General features: G+C 38.9%; 18 protein-coding genes and 1 pseudogene. 8 read left to right on the top strand and 11 right to left on the bottom strand.

Translation table 11 applies throughout. From position 1 onward, the window contains the following. From ABYD77_RS10565 to asnB, 5 genes are all read left to right on the top strand, one after another. A partial coding sequence (locus tag ABYD77_RS10565; protein ID WP_372769643.1) for a biotin carboxylase N-terminal domain-containing protein occupies positions 1 to 1,740 on the top strand: 1,740 nt, incomplete at its 5' end. Further along, positions 1,740 to 2,639, top strand: a complete 900-nt coding sequence (locus ABYD77_RS10560) for a hydroxymethylglutaryl-CoA lyase (RefSeq protein ID WP_372769641.1) — start codon at positions 1,740 to 1,742, stop codon at positions 2,637 to 2,639. The genes ABYD77_RS10565 and ABYD77_RS10560, both read left to right, overlap by 1 nt. A 34-nt stretch (positions 2,640 to 2,673) precedes the next feature. Further along, positions 2,674 to 3,372, top strand: coding sequence for a CoA transferase subunit A (locus ABYD77_RS10555; protein ID WP_372769639.1), 699 nt, complete (start codon positions 2,674 to 2,676; stop codon positions 3,370 to 3,372). Between the two features lie 8 nt (positions 3,373 to 3,380). Next, positions 3,381 to 4,037, top strand: coding sequence for a CoA transferase subunit B (locus ABYD77_RS10550; protein ID WP_038641568.1), 657 nt, complete (start codon positions 3,381 to 3,383; stop codon positions 4,035 to 4,037). 442 nt (positions 4,038 to 4,479) lie between these two features. Beyond that, complete coding sequence (asnB, locus tag ABYD77_RS10545; protein WP_372769637.1) at positions 4,480 to 6,141, top strand: asparagine synthase B; 1,662 nt, start codon at positions 4,480 to 4,482, stop codon at positions 6,139 to 6,141. A 70-nt stretch (positions 6,142 to 6,211) separates the two neighbouring features. On the opposite strand, the gene ABYD77_RS10540 is transcribed toward asnB, so the two are convergent. Then, complete coding sequence (locus ABYD77_RS10540; RefSeq protein ID WP_372769635.1) at positions 6,212 to 7,195, bottom strand: rhodanese-related sulfurtransferase; 984 nt, start codon at positions 7,193 to 7,195, stop codon at positions 6,212 to 6,214. 205 nt (positions 7,196 to 7,400) lie between these two features. Between ABYD77_RS10540 and ABYD77_RS10535 the strand changes: the two genes are divergently transcribed. Together ABYD77_RS10535 and ABYD77_RS10530 are read left to right on the top strand one after the other, a co-directional pair. After that, the gene (locus tag ABYD77_RS10535) at positions 7,401 to 8,735 is read left to right on the top strand and encodes a DEAD/DEAH box helicase (RefSeq protein WP_372769633.1); all 1,335 of its coding nucleotides are present in this window, start codon (positions 7,401 to 7,403) and stop codon (positions 8,733 to 8,735) included. Next, positions 8,735 to 9,571 (top strand): S1 RNA-binding domain-containing protein, encoded by an 837-nt coding sequence (locus tag ABYD77_RS10530; protein WP_372769631.1) that lies wholly within the window; start codon positions 8,735 to 8,737, stop codon positions 9,569 to 9,571. The genes ABYD77_RS10535 and ABYD77_RS10530 overlap by 1 nt, the downstream gene beginning before the upstream one ends. 25 nt (positions 9,572 to 9,596) lie before the next feature. Here ABYD77_RS10530 and ABYD77_RS10525 read toward each other — a convergent pair whose 3' ends face one another. The 10 genes from ABYD77_RS10525 to gyrA all read right to left on the bottom strand — a co-directional run bounded on the left by ABYD77_RS10525 (position 9,597) and on the right by gyrA (position 20,297). Then, the gene (locus ABYD77_RS10525; RefSeq protein ID WP_372769629.1) at positions 9,597 to 9,983 is read right to left on the bottom strand and encodes a hypothetical protein; all 387 of its coding nucleotides are present in this window, start codon (positions 9,981 to 9,983) and stop codon (positions 9,597 to 9,599) included. A gap of 88 nt (positions 9,984 to 10,071) precedes the next feature. Continuing rightward, complete coding sequence (pyrF, locus tag ABYD77_RS10520) at positions 10,072 to 10,770, bottom strand: orotidine-5'-phosphate decarboxylase (RefSeq protein ID WP_372769627.1); 699 nt, start codon at positions 10,768 to 10,770, stop codon at positions 10,072 to 10,074. A 39-nt stretch (positions 10,771 to 10,809) separates the two neighbouring features. Further along, on the bottom strand, positions 10,810 to 11,946 hold the full coding sequence (locus ABYD77_RS10515) for a lipopolysaccharide assembly protein LapB (RefSeq protein ID WP_372769625.1): 1,137 nt from the start codon (positions 11,944 to 11,946) through the stop codon (positions 10,810 to 10,812). A gap of 3 nt (positions 11,947 to 11,949) precedes the next feature. Then, positions 11,950 to 12,156, bottom strand: a complete 207-nt coding sequence (locus ABYD77_RS10510; RefSeq protein ID WP_372769645.1) for a lipopolysaccharide assembly protein LapA domain-containing protein — start codon at positions 12,154 to 12,156, stop codon at positions 11,950 to 11,952. A gap of 69 nt (positions 12,157 to 12,225) precedes the next feature. Further along, complete coding sequence (gene ihfB, locus ABYD77_RS10505) at positions 12,226 to 12,513, bottom strand: integration host factor subunit beta (protein WP_372769623.1); 288 nt, start codon at positions 12,511 to 12,513, stop codon at positions 12,226 to 12,228. 64 nt (positions 12,514 to 12,577) lie between these two features. After that, complete coding sequence (rpsA, locus tag ABYD77_RS10500; protein ID WP_372769621.1) at positions 12,578 to 14,245, bottom strand: 30S ribosomal protein S1; 1,668 nt, start codon at positions 14,243 to 14,245, stop codon at positions 12,578 to 12,580. A 78-nt stretch (positions 14,246 to 14,323) separates the two neighbouring features. Beyond that, a complete protein-coding gene (gene cmk, locus ABYD77_RS10495) occupies positions 14,324 to 15,013 on the bottom strand; it encodes a (d)CMP kinase (RefSeq protein ID WP_372769619.1) in 690 nt (229 codons plus the stop codon). A 107-nt stretch (positions 15,014 to 15,120) separates the two neighbouring features. Beyond that, the gene (aroA, locus tag ABYD77_RS10490; protein WP_372769617.1) at positions 15,121 to 16,398 is read right to left on the bottom strand and encodes a 3-phosphoshikimate 1-carboxyvinyltransferase; all 1,278 of its coding nucleotides are present in this window, start codon (positions 16,396 to 16,398) and stop codon (positions 15,121 to 15,123) included. After that, positions 16,398 to 17,477 carry a 3-phosphoserine/phosphohydroxythreonine transaminase gene (serC, locus tag ABYD77_RS10485; RefSeq protein ID WP_372769615.1) on the bottom strand — a complete coding sequence of 360 codons (1,080 nt, stop codon included), beginning with the start codon at positions 17,475 to 17,477 and terminating at the stop codon, positions 16,398 to 16,400. The genes aroA and serC overlap by 1 nt, the downstream gene beginning before the upstream one ends. A gap of 123 nt (positions 17,478 to 17,600) precedes the next feature. Continuing rightward, positions 17,601 to 20,297: a DNA topoisomerase (ATP-hydrolyzing) subunit A gene (gyrA, locus tag ABYD77_RS10480; RefSeq protein WP_372769613.1), complete on the bottom strand. Its 2,697-nt coding sequence runs from the start codon at positions 20,295 to 20,297 to the stop codon at positions 17,601 to 17,603. A gap of 154 nt (positions 20,298 to 20,451) precedes the next feature. Between gyrA and ABYD77_RS10475 the strand changes: the two are divergent. Continuing rightward, a pseudogene (locus ABYD77_RS10475) lies at positions 20,452 to 20,597 on the top strand (bifunctional 3-demethylubiquinol 3-O-methyltransferase/2-polyprenyl-6-hydroxyphenol methylase); the annotation flags it as partial.

Genomic DNA, 20,597 nt, shown 5'->3' with positions numbered 1-20,597 from the left:
GTAAATGCAATTCACCCAGGCTATGGCTTTTTATCAGAAAACACTCATTTTGCTGATAAGTGCGAGCAAAATAACATTATTTTTATTGGCCCAAGCAGTGAAGCGATTAACGCAATGGGGTCAAAATCACGCTCTAAAGAGCTGATGTTTGAAGCCAATGTGCCGCTTGTACCTGGTTACTATGGTGAAAACCAAGACCCAGCCTTTTTACTGGCAGAAGCGGAAAAAGTTGGCTTTCCAGTTTTAATAAAAGCGACCTATGGTGGTGGCGGTAAAGGCATGCGTGTAGTACGCGATAGCGTATCATTTAATAAAGAGTTAGAAGGTGCAAAGCGTGAGGCACTTGCTGGCTTTGGCAACGATAAAGTTCTGATTGAACGCTATGTTGAGGCGCCACGCCACGTAGAAGTGCAAGTTTTTGCAGATAACTTCGGTAACTGTATCTATTTAGGCGATCGCGACTGTACACTACAACGTCGTCATCAAAAAGTGATTGAAGAAGCCCCAGCGCCAGATTTAAGCGCAGAACTTCGTAAAGAAATGGGAGAAGCGGCGGTACGCTGCGCCAAAAAAATTAACTATAAAGGCGCAGGTACCGTTGAATTCTTATTGTGTGGCGATGAATTCTTCTTTATGGAGATGAATACACGCTTGCAAGTAGAACACCCAGTTACTGAATGTGTGGTGGGTCAAGATTTAGTAGAATGGCAATTAGCCGTTGCTAGTAACGAGCCGCTACCGCTAGAGCAAGACCAAGTGGTGATTTCTGGCCATGCTTTTGAAGCGCGCATCTATGCAGAAGAACCAAGTGATGACTTTATGCCATCTTCGGGCGTATTAACTCTATTTGATATGCCAAATGAACATGAAAGTGAGCTATCAGCGGTAAGAATCGATACCGGGGTGATTGAAGGTTCTGAAATCTCTGCATTTTACGATCCGATGATTGCAAAACTGATTGTGCACGGTGCAAATCGTAAAGTTGCGCTGCGCCAGTTATCACTCGCGCTTGAGAAAACAGCCATTTCAGGTGTTGCGACTAACGTGAGCTTTTTGCATACTTTAGCAAATCACCCAAGCTTTATCGAAAGCCCAACCAGCACCCATTTTATTGATGATCACATTAGCGAGCTAACGCAACAAGATGAACAAGAGCAAACGCTGCAATTAATCATGGCGGCGCTTGTTTATATTAATGCAAATACTTGTCAAACAAGTACATCACCTTGGAATACGCTTACGGCATTTAGCTTAAATGCGAGTAACCATTACACCCTACCGTTTATTGATTTTACACTTGAATGCCAACGTAATAACGACGCTATGACATTCGTTTACGATAATGAGCTTTTTGCTGTAAATGCCGATTTTAATGGTAATAGCCTCACTGCATTTATCAACGGTGAAAAACACACGGCGAAGTTTGTATTAGATGAGCAGACTATTGCGATTATGCACAGCGGTAACACCCACCAATTTGCTTTAAAAAGTAAGCACTATGTAGCTGAAAAACAAAATGATGGTAATAGTTTACAAGCACCACTTAATGGTACTGTTGTGAAGCAAGTGGCAAGCGTAGGCGATAACCTTAAACAAGGTGATGCGGTTATTATTATTGAAGCAATGAAAATGGAATATACCTTAACGGCACCATTTGATGGCCAGTTAAGTCAATTTTATTTTGCAGAAGGCGACCTTGTATCGCACGGTGACCTACTTGCTAAAGTTGAGGAAGCATAATGCAACCAAAATTTGTAAAAATAGTTGAGGTAGGGGCACGTGATGGCTTGCAAAATGAAAGTGCAGTTTCAACACAAGATAAAGTATTGCTGATTAACGCACTTGCAAAAGCTGGTGTTAAGCATCTCGAAGCAGGAGCATTTGTGTCACCCAAATGGGTGCCACAAATGGCAGATTCTAGCGACGTATTAGGCCAGATTGATAAAAGTGTACTCAGCACATTCAGCGCGCTTACACCTAATTTAAAAGGTGCTGAGCTTGCATTCAATGCAGGCGCTAATGAGTTTGCTATATTCACAGCGGCAAGTGAAGCCTTTACCCAAAAAAACATAAATTGTTCAATTGATGAATCCATCACACGTTTTCAACCAGTAATGGACTTTGCCAAGCAACATGATATTCCGGTTCGCGGTTATGTGTCGTGTGTTATGGGTTGCCCATACGATGGTGATGTTAACCTTGATATAGTAGTAAAAGTAACCAAAAAACTCTTATCTATGGGTTGTTACGAAGTATCGCTTGGTGACACTATCGGTGTTGGCACGCCTCATTCTACAGAACAATTATTAAACGCCCTGCTTGAGCAAGTATCAGCTGACAAGTTAGCTGTACACTTTCACGATACCTACGGCCAAGCACTTGCTAACGTGTATACCGCACTTAATATGGGCATTAAAACAGTCGACAGCGCAGTTGCTGGCCTTGGTGGCTGCCCTTATGCTGCTGGTGCGTCAGGAAATCTTGCCACTGAGGATTTAATTTATATGCTTAATGGACTTGGCATTGAGCATGGAATTGATTTAGAAATGCTAGCCCAAGCAGGTTGGCAAATTAGTGAAGCATTAAATAAACAACCAACAAGTAAAGTTTCACTGGCATTAAAAGCCAAACTAACTTAACCGATTTCTCGCCCTACTCGTTCAGGAGAATTTTATGGCAGGTTTTAATAAGGTCGTCGACAATTACCAAGACGCACTTGAAGGCATTAAAGACGGCGATACTGTTATCGCAGGCGGATTTGGCTTATGTGGTATTCCAGAGGGCTTAATCGCAGAAATTAAACGTAGAAACACCACTGATCTTACAGTGGTTTCAAATAACTGTGGTGTGGATGATTTTGGCTTAGGTATTTTATTACACGACAAGCAAATTAAAAAAATCATCGCATCATACGTTGGTGAAAACGCGATTTTTGAACAACAATTGCTAAATGGTGAAATTGAAGTTGAGCTTACGCCACAAGGTACGCTTGCTGAGAAAATGCGTGCTGGCGGTGCCGGTATCCCTGCGTTTTATACCGCAACGGGTTTCGGTACACCGGTAGCTGAAGGCAAAGAAGTTAAAGAATTTGATGGTCGCCCGTATATTCTTGAAGAGTCAATTACGGGTGAATTTGCCATTGTAAAAGCGTGGAAAGCAGATCGTTACGGTAATTTAGTGTTTCGCCACACAGCAATGAACTTTAACCCTATGGCCGCAACGGCGGGTAAAATCACAGTAGCTGAGGTAGAAGAGATTGTTGAGCCAGGTGAACTATCACCAAGCGAAATCCATACTCCAGGCATTTATGTTAATCGCGTGATTAAAGGTAACTTTGAAAAACGCATCGAACGTGTAACTACAAAAGACTAGGAGGCAACATGGCGTTATCAAGAGAACAAGTTGCAATGCGTGTTGCACAAGAACTACAAGACGGTTATTACGTTAATTTAGGCATTGGTATTCCTACCTTAGTTGCCAACTATGTACCCGATGGTATGGAAGTAATGCTGCAGTCTGAAAATGGTTTATTAGGTATGGGGCCATACCCTACTCGTGACCAAGTTGATGCGGATATGATCAACGCGGGTAAAGAAACCGTTACAGCAGCCACAGGTGCGGCAATATTTAATAGTGCCGAAAGCTTTGCAATGATCCGTGGTGGTCATGTAGATTTAACAGTACTTGGTGCCTTTGAGGTTGATCAACAAGGAAATATTGCTTCTTGGATGATCCCTAAAAAGCTTGTTAAAGGCATGGGTGGTGCAATGGATTTAGTTGCAGGTGCAAAAAATATTGTTGTTACCATGACCCACGCTAATAAGCACGGTGAATCAAAATTACTTGAATCATGCACGTTACCACTGACAGGTGTTAACTGCGTTAAGAAAATCGTAACCGATTTAGCTGTGTTAGAAGTAAAAGACGGTGCTTTTTATTTATTAGAGCGCGCACCTGGTGTGAGTGTTGATGAAATTATCAGTAAAACGGCTGGTAAATTAATTGTTGAAGGTGACATTCCTGAAATGACAGTGTAAACCGCTTACACAGTAACAGTTCCTCATTCCCGGTGTAATGAACACTGAGAAACCCAACAAAAACCCCTCAATTGAGGGGTTTTTTCTTTTACCCCTATCTACAAAACGACTTCATAAATTTATCACGTCGCATTTAAAGGCTAATAAAAGTCTTTGTTAAATCCAAAATCTAGTTTTTTGATTAACTGCATAAACTTACTCAAAATTACTTTTTTGTTCGAAAAATGCACTGAATTATCGATTTGATAATATTCATTGTAAATCATCGTTAATTATTGGTAATCCAATCGTTATAAGCTTGTATTTTTAAAGAATACACAATCAAATTAGTAAATTATTATTTTTTGTTCATTTTGATGTGACATTTGATTTTTGGTTTGGTACAAATTAATTAACAAACTTATCCAAGATAAGAAAAATTGACAGGAATGAGGAAAGAAGTATGTGTTCAATTTTTGGTGTACTAGACATTAAATCAGATGCAACGCAGTTGCGCTCACAAGCAATCGAAATGTCGAAGTTACTTCGTCACCGTGGCCCAGATTGGTCGGGCGTATATTCATCAGAAAAAGCAATTTTGGTACACGAGCGTTTAGCCATCGTTGGTGTTTCAAGTGGCGCGCAACCACTTTATAACACAGAGCAAACACACGTACTGGCAGTAAACGGTGAAATTTATAACCACAAACAATTAAAACAAGATCTTACCGTAGACTTTGAATTTCAAACTGAATCAGATTGTGAAGTATTACTAGCACTTTATAAACAAAAAGGGCCTGAATTCTTAGATGACTTAAACGGTATTTTTGCATTTTGTTTATACGATGAAGAAAAAGACGCATACTTAATTGGCCGTGACCATATTGGTATTATTCCACTTTATACCGGTTATGATGAGCATGGTAACTTTTATGTTGCATCTGAAATGAAAGCACTTGCACCTATTTGTAAAACCATTGAAGAATTCCCACCGGGTCATTACTTATGGAGTCAAGACGGTGAAATTCGCCCTTATTATGCACGTGACTGGCAAAGTTATGATGCGGTAAAAGATAACGAAGCAAAAGTAAGTGATGTAAAAGAAGGGTTAGAAGCGGCAGTTAAACGCCAATTGATGTGTGATGTGCCTTACGGCGTATTATTATCGGGCGGTTTAGATTCATCGGTAATCTCAGCAATCACGCAAATGTTTGCAGCTAAACGTGTTGAGGATAACGATGAATCGATTGCTTGGTGGCCTCAGTTGCACTCTTTTTCTATTGGCTTAGAAGGCTCGCCTGATTTAGCCGCAGCACAAAAAGTTGCAGACGCTATTGGCACTATTCACCACCCTATTACCTTTACAATTCAACAAGGTATAGATGCGCTCAAAGAGGTTATTTATCATATTGAAACATATGATGTAACAACAATTCGTGCGTCTACGCCGATGTACTTAATGGCACGTTATATTAAAGCGATGGGCATTAAAATGGTACTTTCTGGCGAAGGTGCAGATGAACTATTTGGCGGGTACTTGTACTTCCATAAAGCGCCAAATGCAAAAGAATTTCATGACGAGCTTAACCGTAAAGTAAGTAAACTACACCAGTTCGATTGTCTACGTGCAAACAAATCGATGGCAGCTTGGGGTGTGGAAGCGCGTGTACCATTCTTGGATAAAGAATTTGTTGATACGGCAATGCGTATTAACCCTGAAGGTAAAATGTGTAAAGACGGCAAGATTGAAAAACACATCATTCGTGAAGCATTTGATGGCTACTTACCTGATGAAGTGTTGTGGCGTCAAAAAGAGCAATTTTCTGATGGTGTTGGTTATAGCTGGATTGATACCTTAAAAGAGCATGTAGAGTCAATTGTGTCTGACCAAATGATGGAAGCTGCGGCGTTCAAATATCCAATTAATACACCACTTACAAAAGAAGCTTATTACTATCGTTCATTATTTGAAGAACATTTCCCGGGTGATGCTGCAGCGAAAACTGTTCCTTATGGTAAGTCTGTTGCGTGTTCTACAGAAGCAGCTTTAGAGTGGGATGAATCATTTAAAAATAACGCTGATCCATCAGGACGAGCAGCAGGTGTTCATAACGAAGCTTACTAGTTGTTATAGTTAAACTCATTTTGAAAATAAAAAAACCGGCAATAAGCCGGTTTTTCTTTACAACGTCGTTTTAAGCGTTTTCTGATTGCGCTTTTTTACGTGCTGCTTTCTCAGCTTTGCGTTTTGCAATAGTTTCTTGTGCTTCATTGCCAATATGGCCTTCACCACGGGCTTTTGCAAGTTCTATTTGCTTTTGGCGCTCAGCAAAACGCTCGCGCTGTTCATCACTTATTGTGTCAATACAATGATGACACGACAAACCTTCTTGGTATGCATCAAGCTGCTTTTCTTCTTCAGTAATTGGCATACGACATGCGTGACATTGATCGTATGAACCTTTATTTAAGTCATGATCTACTGCTACACGGTTATCGAACACAAAACATTCACCTTTCCACATGGTGTCTTCTTTTGGTACTTCTTCTAAGTACTTAAGAATACCGCCTTCAAGGTGATAAACTTCTTCAAAGCCCTGCTCTTTCATATACGCTGTGGATTTTTCACAGCGTATACCACCGGTACAAAACATAGCAACTTTTTTATTCTTGCTAGGGTCGAGGTTTTTCTCAGCCCATTCAGGGAATTCTCTGAATGTCTTGGTTTTAGGATCAACGGCATTTTCAAACGTACCAATTTCTATTTCATAATCGTTACGGGTATCAACTAAAACAACATCTGGATCCGAAATTAAGGCATTCCAGTCTTTTGGTTTTACATAGGTGCCAACCACTTTTTTAGGGTCAACACCTTGCACCCCCATGGTCACAATTTCTTTTTTCAGTTTTACTTTTGTACGGTAGAAAGGACATTCATCATCGAAAGATTCTTTAGATACAATATTATCAAGCCCTGGTTGTTTATCTAACCAAGAAAGTAATGCATCGATACCTTCTCTTTTTGCAGCAACGGTACCGTTAATACCTTCTTCGGCTAAAAGTAACGTTCCACGAACATTATTTTGTTCCATTGTATTTAATAACGGTTGACGTAATTCTTTGTAGTTAGGCAAAGATACGAATTTATAAAGGGCACACACGACGTATTGTTGAGACATAATAAACCTAATGTTTAGCTTTAAATAATAACCGGAACGTAAATCCGGCGCCAAAATGGGTCGCTATTGTATCAGAAACGTAGTTAGGTTCAATTCTGTTGGCTATAATTTGTACAGTTAAAATACGTTATTAGCTATGTTTTTGTCTTTCATGTAAAATATGGCTTTATTTTTTTGCCACAAACGCATTAGTGGAGAGACACATTTGTCCTTTGTAGATCTTGGCGTTGATAAACGCATCGCAAGTCAACTTTCACACATTGGTATTTCAACACCAACAGAAATTCAGCAACAAGCAATTCCAGTTGCAATCGCAGGTCATGACTTACTTGCTCAATCTAAAACAGGTTCAGGTAAAACATTTGCTTTCTTGTTACCTGCAATTACCCGATTGAGTAAACAAAAAGCTCTAAGTAAACGCGATCCTCGCGCTTTAATCATTACGCCAACACGCGAGCTTGCAAATCAGGTATATAAACAGCTTACGTTGATTATTGCTGGCACCGCATTAAAAGCAACAAAAATTGTCGGTGGTGATAACTACAATGATCAAGTTAAAGCATTGCGTAAAGATCCGCAATTTGTGGTGGCGACCCCAGGGCGATTATGCGACCATCTTGATGATAAAAATTTCTACTTAGAAGGTCTTGAACTTCTTATTTTAGATGAAGCTGATCGTGTGTTAGAACTTGGTTTTAAAGAACAAATTGAACGCATTAATGAGGCTGCAAATCATCGTCTTAGACAAACATTATTCTTTTCTGCAACGTTAGAGCATGCAGAAGTAGATGCCCTATCTCGTAATTTATTAAAAAATCCTAAGCGTGTAACCATTGACGCAAGTACGCAAGAGCATAAAGACATTACACAAAAATTCTATTTAGCAGATCACCTAGACCACAAAATTGAATTATTAAAAGCAGCTACAAAACAAGCTGAATCTGGTCAGCAAATTATTTTTACCGCAACACGAGAAGATACCGTTAAACTTTCTGAATTATTAGAAGAAACGGGTTTCAAAACATTAGCTTTGTCAGGTGATATGAACCAAAGTAAGCGTAATTCTATAATGGATTCGTTTTCGCGCGGCCATGCGCAAATATTAGTTACTACTGATGTAGCCTCTCGTGGTCTTGATCTTTTAAACGTTTCTCAAGTTATTAATTTTGATTTACCAAAGCAAGCTGAAGAATATGTTCATCGAATTGGTCGAACTGGTCGAGCGGGTTTTAAAGGTACGGCATTATCTTTAGTGAGTGCCAAAGATTGGCAAAGTTTTAAAGCGATTGAAAGTTATTTAAACAGACGTATTGGCTTTTCTGAATTAGTAGGACTGGTAGGTAAATTTAAAGGATTTAAAGAAAAATCAGAAACAGTAAAAGATACGAAAAAAGTAAATCAAAGCAAAAAGAAAGTAAATAAAAACAAAAAGACATACAACAAACCAAGTAAAGCAAAACCAGCTAAGGCGATACCTGCGCCGTTTGATGTTGATGGTGTCGCGCCACTAAAACGCCGCAAAATGAAGGATGATGAATAATGAGCATTCAACTTGGAAAAATCAACAATCTCATTGTTAGTGAAATTGCTTATGAAGGTGCTTATTTAACAGATCATCAAGGCAATGGTGAAGTTTTTTTAAAGAAAGACGAACTGCCTGAAGGCTTAATAGCAAAACAATCAATAGATGTGTTTGTTTATGAAGAGCAAGGTAATTTAACTGCAACAACAAAAACACCTATTGCTCAATTAGGTGATTTCGCACTTCTTCAAGTAACTTCAATCAATAAAATTGGTGCTTTTGTCGATTTGGGTATTGGTAAAGAATTGCTCGTTCCTTTTAATGAGCAAAAGCCAAAATTTGAATTATCTCGTTCTTATCTCGTAAAACTATATTTAGATAAAGCATCACAACGATTATGTGGTTCATCAAATTTAAATAAATTTGTAAAACCGGAATCTACTGGATTTAAAAAGTCACAAGAAGTATCAATTATTGTTGCTGGACGAACTGATCTTGGTTTTAAAGTGATTGTTAATAATGAGTTTTGGGGTATGGTGTTTACTGATCAAGTTTTCAAACCACTTTTTATCGGCCAAAAGCTACAAGCCTATGTTGCAAAGGTTCGTGAAGACGGAAAGCTAGATATCCGTTTATCTAAACCTGGAATTGCAGGTTCAAATGAATTATCTGATGTTATTTATGAAAAACTAGTTTCAGAGAATGGTGTGATCAACCTTGGTGATAAGTCTGATCCTATCGCTATTAAAAAAATGTTTGGTTGTAGTAAAGCGAACTTTAAGCGTGCCATCGGTCATTTGTTTAAAGAAGGAAAAATAGACCTAGCGGGAACAAAGATTAGTTTAATAAAGTAAAAAGGCGCATATAGCGCCTTTTCTATTATAAAGTGTTGTTATCAACTAAGTATGTGAATTGATTACTCAAAACGCATTTTTGGTAACGTTTGCCATAATCTCTGGCCTCTTTACCATCTTCAAACTCAACAGGGGCTAAACGGAAAATTTGGAGCTCACATTCATCTTGATAAGTTTGCACTAAGTTTAAACACTCTTCCATTTTTGCAAGGTTTGTTTCATCGGTACCGATAGCTTGGCAACGCGCTGTAACTTGTGTATTGAGTGATTGTTTAAGCTCAAACTGATTAATTGGTTGTGCATCAATCGTCTCAATGAGAGTGTTAAATGCATTTTGACGGTGTTGGTTATCATAATGTTCATAACCAAGATATGCTGCAGCAATTACTGTAATGATGATAAAGATACGCATGAAGAACTACTCTTGTTATTATTTTTGCTTCAAGGCTATATGCACTAATACAAAAAATATGCATTAGTGCATTATTGTTAACAATATTTTAACTTATTGAGTTATTTATTTCAATTAAAGTTTTTTGTGGATCATCAGATTGCGTAATTGGACGACCAATAACTAAATAATCACTACCCGCACCGATTGCTTCACTTGGCGTCATTACTCTTTTTTGATCCCCTTTATCTGAACCAGACGGCCTGATGCCAGGTGTAACAAGTTTAAAATCGTTTCCTAGCATTTTTTTTAAAATAGATGCTTCTTGAGCTGAGCAGACAACACCATCAAGGCCTGAATCTTTAGCGAGTTGTGCTAAAAATTGCACTTGTTCTGCTGGAGTTTTATCAACGCCTAAACGTTTTAATTCATCTTCGTCCATTGAAGTTAAGATTGTAACTGCAATTAATAGTGGTGCATTCTCACCATATTTATTAAGCGCTTCTTTTGCTTTACGCATCATCTCAGGTCCACCACTTGCGTGCACATTGACCATCCAAACTCCAAGCTCGGCGGCTGCTGTAACTGCTTTGGCTACTGTGTTTGGAATATCATGAAATTTTAAGTCAAGAAACACGTCAAACCCTAAATCGATTAATTTCTTTACAAATTGTGGACCAAAATAAGTAAACATTTCTTTGCCTACTTTCAAGCGGCAATCTTTTGGGGAAACGCGTTTAACAAAATCTAACGCTGATTTCTCGTCCGCATAATCTAATGCAATAAGTACTTTGGCATCGTGATTCATTAATGAGTCCTGATTATAAATAGTTTAAAGAATGTTGTGTTAAAACCCATCTACGCCATTTAATGGCACTAAAGATTCTACATGTTTACATGAGGGACAAAACCAATACAATTTTTTACTTGTAAACCCACAATGATTACACTGATAAAGTGCTTTTGTGGCAATGTAGTCTTGAACAAGTTTGTTTATCTCTGTTAGCACAACTTTTATATCTTGGCTTTGCTCTGACATTAGAGTGAGTAAGAAGCTAAAGCCACGTATATTAGGTTGTTTGCGTAAGACTTGGGTAATGTAATTGATTGCTTCATCAACCTTACCTTGTGCCATTAGATTTTTACAATAATGGATTTTTATAAGTACATTGTCATTTTTTAGATGCTTTAAAAGGTGTGAAAAATAATTCTTTTGTAAATTAAGTTTTTCATAGCTTAATTCAAGCTTATCTAAAAATATTGGAGCAAAAGCGGTGTTTTTATCGAGTAAACTTCCCCAGTACTTAATTGCTTGAAGATAATCTCCTTCATTAAAAGCATTTTCGCCAAGCATGTATTTAGGCCTTACGAGATCTTGAGTTAAATCGGAAATTTCATCAAGTTGCTTAAAATTTCTTTCTAACAATGCTTTTTCGCAATAAAAATTAGCGATTGTTTTCTTAAGTTGGCTAGATTTAAAATCGATATGTTTTAATTCAAATAAAGCTATGCCTTTATCCCAATCATGACTTTGCAAATACAACAACATCAATTGGCAAAGTGCATTATCATCTTCTAGTGAATATAAATATACTAAGTTATCTTCCGCTCGATCTAAAAGCCCAGCCATCATGTAATCTTGTGCTAATTCATAAAGCACATGTTTTTTTTGTTCTAATGACAGTGAATTATGCTTGAGCAATAATTCATGAACCTTGATTGCCCTATCAAGTTCACCACGACGGCGAAATAAAGTCGCTAATGTAAGATAGTGTTCTACAGAATTTGCTGATATTTCAAGTAAACTGATTAAATGCTCTAAACCTTGGTCTTCCTCCCGATCAAGAAGAAATTTTAGACCTTTACTGTATTCATTAATGATTTGTTGGTTTTGTTGTTGAGCTTCATTATTAGCATTGTTTTTTCCCATCACATAACCATAAGCTGCAGCAACAGGTAACAACAAAAACAGCAATTCTATCATTAACTACTCTTGAAATTGTGAAGAAAGCTTCTGATTTTGTCTTCTCAATTGACGATTTTGCAGTTTAGCTTTTGACAATACGATGGTACAGAGTGCAATACCTATTAAAAAGCCTAATGCACAACAAATACTTATGATGAAAGCGAGGGGAATTTCTGCACTTGCTATTATAAAGTTAATTTGGACTAAATGTGGATTTTGCGAACCCAAAACAAATAGTATAAATAGCAAGCACAGGAGAAAAGTGGTCTTGAGTATTTTTGTCAAAATAACCTCAATTTATGCGATACTTGCGTTAACGCGATCGCGTAGTTCTTTTCCTGGCTTAAAGTGAGGTACATATTTGCCATGTAGTTCAACCTTATCACCTGTTTTAGGGTTGCGACCAACACGTGGTGCACGAAAATGAAGTGAAAAACTGCCAAAACCACGGATTTCAATTCGATCTGAACTAGATAAAGAATCAGCCATAAGTTCTAACACTTCTTTTACTGCATTTTCTACATCTTTCGCTGGGATATTTGCGTGCTGTTCAGCAAGTTTTTCAATCAGTTCTGATTTTGTCATGTAAGTACCCTTTATAATTTTAATAGGAAGGGCTGCTATTAAGCCGCCCTTCCAAGTCGACTAATTAGTCTTTTTGAGCATTTTTGAAAGCTGCTGCCATAGCATTTTCGAACTGTGGCTCTTCTTTCTTAAGCTTGTCTAAAGCTTCTTTCTCTTCAGCTTCTGAAATTGCTTTGATTGATAGGCTGATTGCACGATTCTTACGATCAACACCTACAAACTTAGCTTCAACTTCATCGCCTACAGAAAGAACAGTAGTAGCGTCTTCAGTACGCTCAACTGCTACGTCAGCTACACGGATGTAACCTTCAACACCTTCGATAAGCTCTACTGTAGCACCTTTAGCGTCAACTTCAGTTACTTTACCTTTAACAATAGCACCTTTTTTGTTTGCGTCCAGGTAGTTATTGAAAGGATCAGCTTCGATTTGCTTAACGCCTAGAGAGATACGCTCACGCTCTGGGTCAACTTGTAAAACGATAGCTGTGATTTCATCACCTTTCTTGAATTCACGTACAGCTTCTTCACCAGGAGTGTTCCAAGAGATGTCTGAAAGGTGAACTAGACCATCAATACCACCATCTAGGCCGATAAAGATACCAAAGTCAGTGATTGACTTGATCTTACCTGTAACTTGGTCGCCTTTGTTTTGTAGACGAGCAAATTCTTGCCATGGGTTGGCTTTACATTGCTTAAGACCAAGAGATATACGACGACGTTCCTCGTCGATTTCAAGAACCATAACCTCAACAGTGTCACCTAAGTTAACAACTTTTGAAGGGTGGATGTTCTTGTTAGTCCAGTCCATTTCAGAAACGTGTACTAGACCTTCTACACCTTCTTCGATTTCAACGAAACAGCCGTAGTCAGTTAAGTTAGTTACACGACCAGAAAGCTTAGAACCTTCTGGGTAACGACCAGCGATAGCTGCCCATGGATCTTCGCCAAGTTGCTTAAGACCTAGAGAAACACGAGTTTTATCTTTGTCAAACTTAAGTACTTTAACTAAGATTTCGTCACCAACATTAACGATCTCACTTGGGTGCTTAACGCGCTTCCAAGCCATATCTGTGATGTGTAGAAGACCGTCAACACCACCTAAATCAACGAATGCACCGTAGTCAGTAAGGTTCTTAATGATACCTTTAACTTCTTGACCTTCAACAAGGTTTTGTAGAAGTTCATCACGCTCTTGTGAGTTTTCTGACTCGATTACAGCACGACGAGAAACAACAACGTTGTTACGCTTCTGGTCTAGCTTGATAACTTTGAATTCTAACTCTTTACCTTCAAGGTGAGCTGTGTCACGTACTGGGCGCACGTCAACTAGTGAACCTGGTAAGAATGCACGGATAGTGTCAACTTCAACAGTGAAACCACCTTTAACCTTACCATTGATGATACCAGTAACAGTTTCTTGCTCTTCACATGCTTTTTCAAGACGGATCCAAGCTTCGTGACGCTTCGCTTTCTCACGAGAAAGAATAGTTTCACCAAAACCATCTTCGATTGCATCTAGTGCAACATCTACTTCATCACCAACTGCTACTTCTAATTCACCAGCAGTGTTTTTGAATTGCTCAGCAGGGATTGCGCTTTCAGATTTAAGACCAGCATCAACTAGTACGATGTTATTTTCGATTGAAATAACAGTACCTTTAACGATCGAGCCTTGCTCTGCTTCAAAACCCTTTAAGCTTTCTTCAAATAACTGTGCAAAATTTTCTGACATTATAAGTCTCTAAATAAATATATCCATTTGGCTATCCTGCCGCATGGGGTTGTTGTAAAAATTAACTCTTCCAGTGAGTTAACCAATTAAATTCTTTTCAATACACATAGAAAATACTTGCTCAAATGCCTGATTAGCATCGAGTACAGTAGTGTCTATAACAATTGCATCCTCTGCTGGCACTAACGGTGCTACAGGGCGATTCATATCGCGATCATCACGCGCTTTGATATCAGCAACTAAGTTGTCTATTTTAACATCAAGACCACGTTGCTTCAACTCAAGAAAACGGCGATTTGCACGCTCTTCTGCAGATGCTGTTAAGTATATTTTTAAAATGGCATCTGGAAATACCACTGTGCCCATATCACGACCATCAGCGATAAGCCCATTTTCGCTTCTAAAAGCACGCTGTCTGCGCAATAGCGCCTCTCGAACACTCGGTAACGCAGCAATTTTTGAGGCAATACCACCAACTTCTTCTGTACGAATAGATTTGGTGACGTCTTCGCCTTCTAAAACGATCTTGCCTTTACCCGTTTCAGTATCTACCACAAATTGCACATCTAAATTGGCCGCTAACGGCAACAAAGCTTCTTCATCTGTTGGTGCTATCATATGGTGGCTAGAAGCTAATGCTAATACACGATAAATCGCACCACTATCTAATACGTCCCAGCCAAGCTTATTTGCTAATAAACGGCAAACGGTTCCTTTTCCTGAACCACTTGGTCCATCGACTGTAATAACGGGTTGATTAACCTTCATTACAACCTCCCAAAATGTACAAAACTAAAATCGCCGCGCAGTATAAGCGATAATTAAAAAATTATCGCTACTTTACGGTGAAAAAACTGTGATTTCTATCAAATAATTTATTCTGAAACGCTTGTAAGTGTCTCAAAATAGGTAGGAAAAGTTTTATAGGTACATTTAGGGTCGTTAATTATGATATCGTGACCACCCACAGCAACCATGGAAAAGCACATGGCAATACGATGATCATCATAAGTATCAATTTCGGCGAGCTTAATCGTATCTGTTGGTGATATTTCGATAAAATCATGCCCTTCAACCACGTTAGCACCAAGCTTTCTAAGTTCCGTTGCCATCGCATAAAGTCGGTCCGTCTCTTTTACTCGCCAGTTATAAATGTTTCGTATAGCTGTTTTACCTTTTGCAAAAAGAGCGACTGTTGCGAGTGTCATAGCAGCATCAGGAATTGCATTGGCATCAATATCAACGCCATTTAATTCACCTTTACTTACAATTAAGTAATCATCATGCCATTCGATGTTTGCACCCACCTGCTCCATTACCTTTGCAAAACCAATATCGCCTTGAACACTTGCAGCGCCAACTCCATTAATACGGATTGTGCCACCGTTAATCGCAGCAGCTGCAACAAAGTAAGATGCGCTAGAAGCATCACCTTCCACCATTATGCGTCCTGGTGATTGGTATTTTTGATTGCCCTTAACAGCAAACGTTCGATAATTTTGGTTGTCTACAGTAATGCCAAATTTTGCCATCACGCCTAATGTAATGTCGATATACGGCTTAGATACAAGCTCACCTTTTATTACTATTTCGGTATCATTAGCGAAAAGAGGCGCTGCCATTAACAATGCTGTTAAGAATTGACTAGAGATACTGCCATCTATTTCAACTTTGCCGCCCGCTAATTGCTTGCCAATAATTTTAAGCGGTGGATAATCTTTATTTTTTAAATAACTAATATCAGCATCTAAAGTATGTAACGCATCGACAAGGTGACCGATTGGCCTTTCTTCCATGCGTGGTTCACCAATTAGTTCAAATTCACCTTTTGATGTGGCTAAAACAGCAGTTAATGGGCGAAAAGCAGTGCCTGCATTTCCTAGAAAAAGTGGTTCCGCAGGTGTTTTAAAAACACCACCATTCCCTTTTACTTGCGCAACTGTTTTGTCGGGGTTAAGTGTGACCTCAACCCCCATATCACTAAGGGCTTTAAGCATATGGCGAATATCATCACTATCAAGCAAGTTTTCAACTTGCGTTGAGCCTTCGCATAGCGCTGCCAGTAATAAAATGCGATTAGATAAGCTTTTTGAACCAGGTAACGTGACTTCTCCATTTACACGCTTAATAGCTTTTAAATGTAATTGCTCCATTAACTATGCTCCTTTTCGAATTTATGCATAAAATCAACCAATGCTTTTATGCCTTCGATAGGCATTGCGTTGTAAATACTTGCACGCATACCACCTACCATGCGATGACCTTCAAGCGCGAGTAAACCAGCTTGTTTCGACTGGGCCAAAAATGCTTGATTTAATGATTCATCATTGAGCCAAAATGGTACATTCATACGTGAACGAAAATCACTTGCAACAGTATTTTTATAAAACTGACTGTTATCAATAAAATCGTAAAGTAGCGCTGCCTTTTCGATATTAATTTGTTCTATCGCTGCTACACCACCTTGCGCTTTGAGCCATTTAAAAACTTCAGCAGCTAAGTACCAAGAATACGTTGGTGGCGTGTTATACATGCTTTCTTTTTTAGCCTCTAAGGCGTAATCGAAAATGCTCGGTTTTTCAGTGCCTTCACGTGAAAGCAGTGATTTTTTCACAATAACAATCGCAAGGCCTGATGGGCCGATATTTTTCTGTGCGCCTGCATAGATCAAATCAAACTGATTAACGTCAATTTCACGCGAAAGAATGTTTGAAGACATATCTGCAACAATTGGTGCACTGTGTTTTACCGTATCAAAAATTTCAATACCGTCGATTGTTTCATTTGGACAATAATGAATGTATGACGCATCGCTCGGTAATGGCCAAAGGTCAGTCGTTAAACAATTAAACTCGCCGTTTTTATCATCGCGTACATTAATTTCAATAGCATCAGTAAACTTTTGTGCTTCGCTAAATGCACCATCAGACCAAATGCCACTATTGATGTAGACAGCCTGTTTGTTTGCAACATGAAGATTCTGCGGTACTGCAGCGAACTGACCGCGACCACCACCGTGCATAAATAACACGGCATAGTCATCAGATATGTTCATTAATTCACGTAAATCACGTTCGCTTTGTTCAGCAAGGGCAATAAATTCAGCGCTGCGATGGCTGATTTCCATCACATTAACACCTAGACCCTGCCAATTAAGAAATTCTTTTTGCGCTTTTTCGAGTACTTCTTTGGGCAAACTTGCCGGCCCTGCACAAAAATTATATACACTCATTCCCAAAACCTCTTTTGTACATAACTTAGAAAATAAAAAAGCGGCTGTTAGCCGCTTTTAACATTGTTCATACTGTAACTGATTCATTTTCAAATTACCGCATGAGAAAGATGAATATTTTTTCTATTCAGCTGATTGCTCTGAATAATTTTCATCTGTGTTAGTTGTTTCGCTATTTTCTGTTGAAATTGCTTCATCTTCACTGTCTTCGCCAGGGAATTGCGACTCTTCAATTTCATCAATGCGCTGTAATCCTACAACCTGCTCATCATCAGCAGTTCGAATTAAAATGACACCTTGTGTATTACGACCTACGGTAGATACTTCATTAACGCGTGTACGTACTAATGTACCTTTGTTTGAGATAATCATAATTTCATCATTATCTTCAACTTGTACCGCGCCAACTACTTTACCATTACGCTCAGATACTTTGATCGATACAACACCTTGTGTTGCACGACTCTTCGCTGGGTAATCTTCAAGTACTGTACGCTTACCGTAACCATTTTCAGTGATAGTTAAAATTGCACCATCATTTTTAGGCACAATTAATGAGACAACTTTCACATCATCTGGCATCTTAATACCACGTACACCAGTTGCAGTTCGGCCCATAGGACGAAGTGCTAATAGCTCTTCACCTGTTTCTGGGTCAATTTTCACTTCCCCAGTTTCAGAGTCACGCTGCTTTTCGTTAAAGCGTACTACTTTACCATGATCGGTAAATAGCATGATGTCGTTTGTACCATCAGTGATATCTGCACCGATTAAGCTATCGCCATCATTTAAGTTGATTGCAATAATGCCTGATGCACGCTGACGGCTGTATGCTGTAAGTGGTGTTTTCTTAACTGTACCGTTAGCAGTTGCCATTAATACATACTTATCTTCTTCGTACTGACGTACAGGTAAGATAGTTGTAATACGCTCATCTGCTTCAAGTGGTAGTAAGTTAACAATAGGCTTACCACGCGCTGCGCGGCTTGCAAGTGGTAACTGGTACACTTTAAGCCAATATAAACGACCTGATGTTGAGAAACATAAAATCGTATCGTGTGTGTTTGCAACTAATAAACGTTCAATGAAGTCTTCATCTTTCATCTTAGTTGCAGACTTACCTTTACCGCCACGACGCTGCGCTTCGTAATCAGAAAGCGGTTGATACTTAACGTAACCTTCATGTGATAGTGTTACCACAACGTCTTCTTCAGTGATTAAGTCTTCAAGACTAATATCGTGCGCAGCTGCAGTAATTTCAGTGCGACGCTCATCACCAAAGTTATCTTTAATTTCAACTAGCTCTTCACGAATAACTTCCATTAAACGCTCAGGAGTTGAAAGGATATAAAGTAGCTCAGCGATCAGCTCTAATAGCTCTTTATATTCATTTAAGATTTTCTCGTGTTCTAAACCAGTTAGTTTATGTAAACGTAGGTCTAAAATTGCATTTGCTTGCGCTTCTGATAAATAGTATTGGCCATCGCGAATACCTAAATCAGCTGCGAGCCACTCTGGACGAGCAACATCATCTTCACCTGCTTTTTCAAGCATGCCTTTAACGTTACCAAGCTCCCAGCTACGAGAAAGTAGTGCAATTTTTGCTTCTTCACGGGTTTGCGAACGACGAATTACTTCGATAATAGGATCGATATTCGCAAGCGCGATTGCTAAACCTTCAAGGGTATGAGCTCTGTCACGTGCTTTGCGTAAGTCAAACACGGTACGACGCGTTACAACTTCACGACGGTGTGTAACAAATGCTTCAAGCATTTCTTTTAGGTTAAGTAGTTTAGGTTGGCCATTATCTAGTGCAACCATATTCATACCAAACACCGTTTGCATTTGTGTTTGTGCATAAAGGTTGTTTAGAACAACTTCGCCTACTTCACCGCGCTTAATTTCGATAACAATACGCATACCGTCTTTATCAGATTCGTCACGTAGTGCACTAATGCCTTCAATTTTCTTGTCTTTTACAAGTTCAGCAATTTTCTCAATTAAACGGGCTTTGTTAACTTGGTACGGGATTTCGTGAACAATGATTGTTTCTTTACCCGTTTTTTCGTTAACTTGAACTTCCGCTTTGGCACGGATGTAGACTTTACCACGACCTGTTTTATAAGCTTGTTCAATACCTTTTTTACCACTGATAATACCTGCAGTCGGGAAATCAGGGCCAGGAATGTAATCAATAAGCTCATCAATTTGAATTTCTGGGTTTTCAATAACCGCTAAACAGCCGTTAATAACTTCAGATAGGTTATGCGGTGGGATGTTCGTCGCCATACCTACAGCGATACCAGAGGCACCATTGACTAGTAAGTTAGGTACGCGTGTTGGTAAAACCGCTGGAATTTTTTCCGTACCATCATAGTTATCAACGTAATCAACCGTTTCTTTTTCAAGGTCTGCTAATAATTGATGGGCCATCTTAGCCATACGTACTTCGGTATAACGCATTGCAGCGGCACTATCACCATCTACAGAACCGAAGTTACCTTGACCATCAACTAATAAATAACGAAGTGAGAACGGCTGAGCCATACGTACTATCGTATCGTAAACAGCACTATCACCATGAGGGTGGTATTTACCGATTACGTCACCTACAACACGTGCAGACTTTTTATAAGGTTTGTTCCAATCATTATTGAGTTCATTCATTGCGAAAAGTACGCGGCGATGAACTGGTTTTAAACCATCACGTACATCTGGTAGCGCACGCCCTACAATTACACTCATCGCGTAATCAAGGTATGAATTTTTTAATTCATCTTCAATATTGATTGGAAGGATTTCATTGGCGAGATCTGTCATCCGATTTCTCTTCCTTCAATCGACTATTAATTCAGTTATTATTTTTATAACCGAACCATGCTAACACAAAAAATCATTATTTACAGGTTGTAAGCGGTAGTCTTTTTATAAAAAATCCCTTTATAATGCCCTCAAATCACTCTGGATGCTTTTTATGACCGTTCAACAAAATGTCGATGCAAGTGAAATTGCAAAGTTTGAAGCCATGGCCGACCGATGGTGGGACCTTAATGGTGAATTTAAACCACTTCACGAAATTAACCCACTTAGATTAGATTTCATTAATTTACACAGTCAGGG

Origin of the sequence: Pseudoalteromonas sp. (assembly GCF_041629635.1) — a bacterium.
Taxonomy (GTDB): domain Bacteria; phylum Pseudomonadota; class Gammaproteobacteria; order Enterobacterales; family Alteromonadaceae; genus Pseudoalteromonas.
Note: the sequence above shows the minus strand (reverse complement) of the source record. Positions and strands in the feature narration are given on the sequence as shown.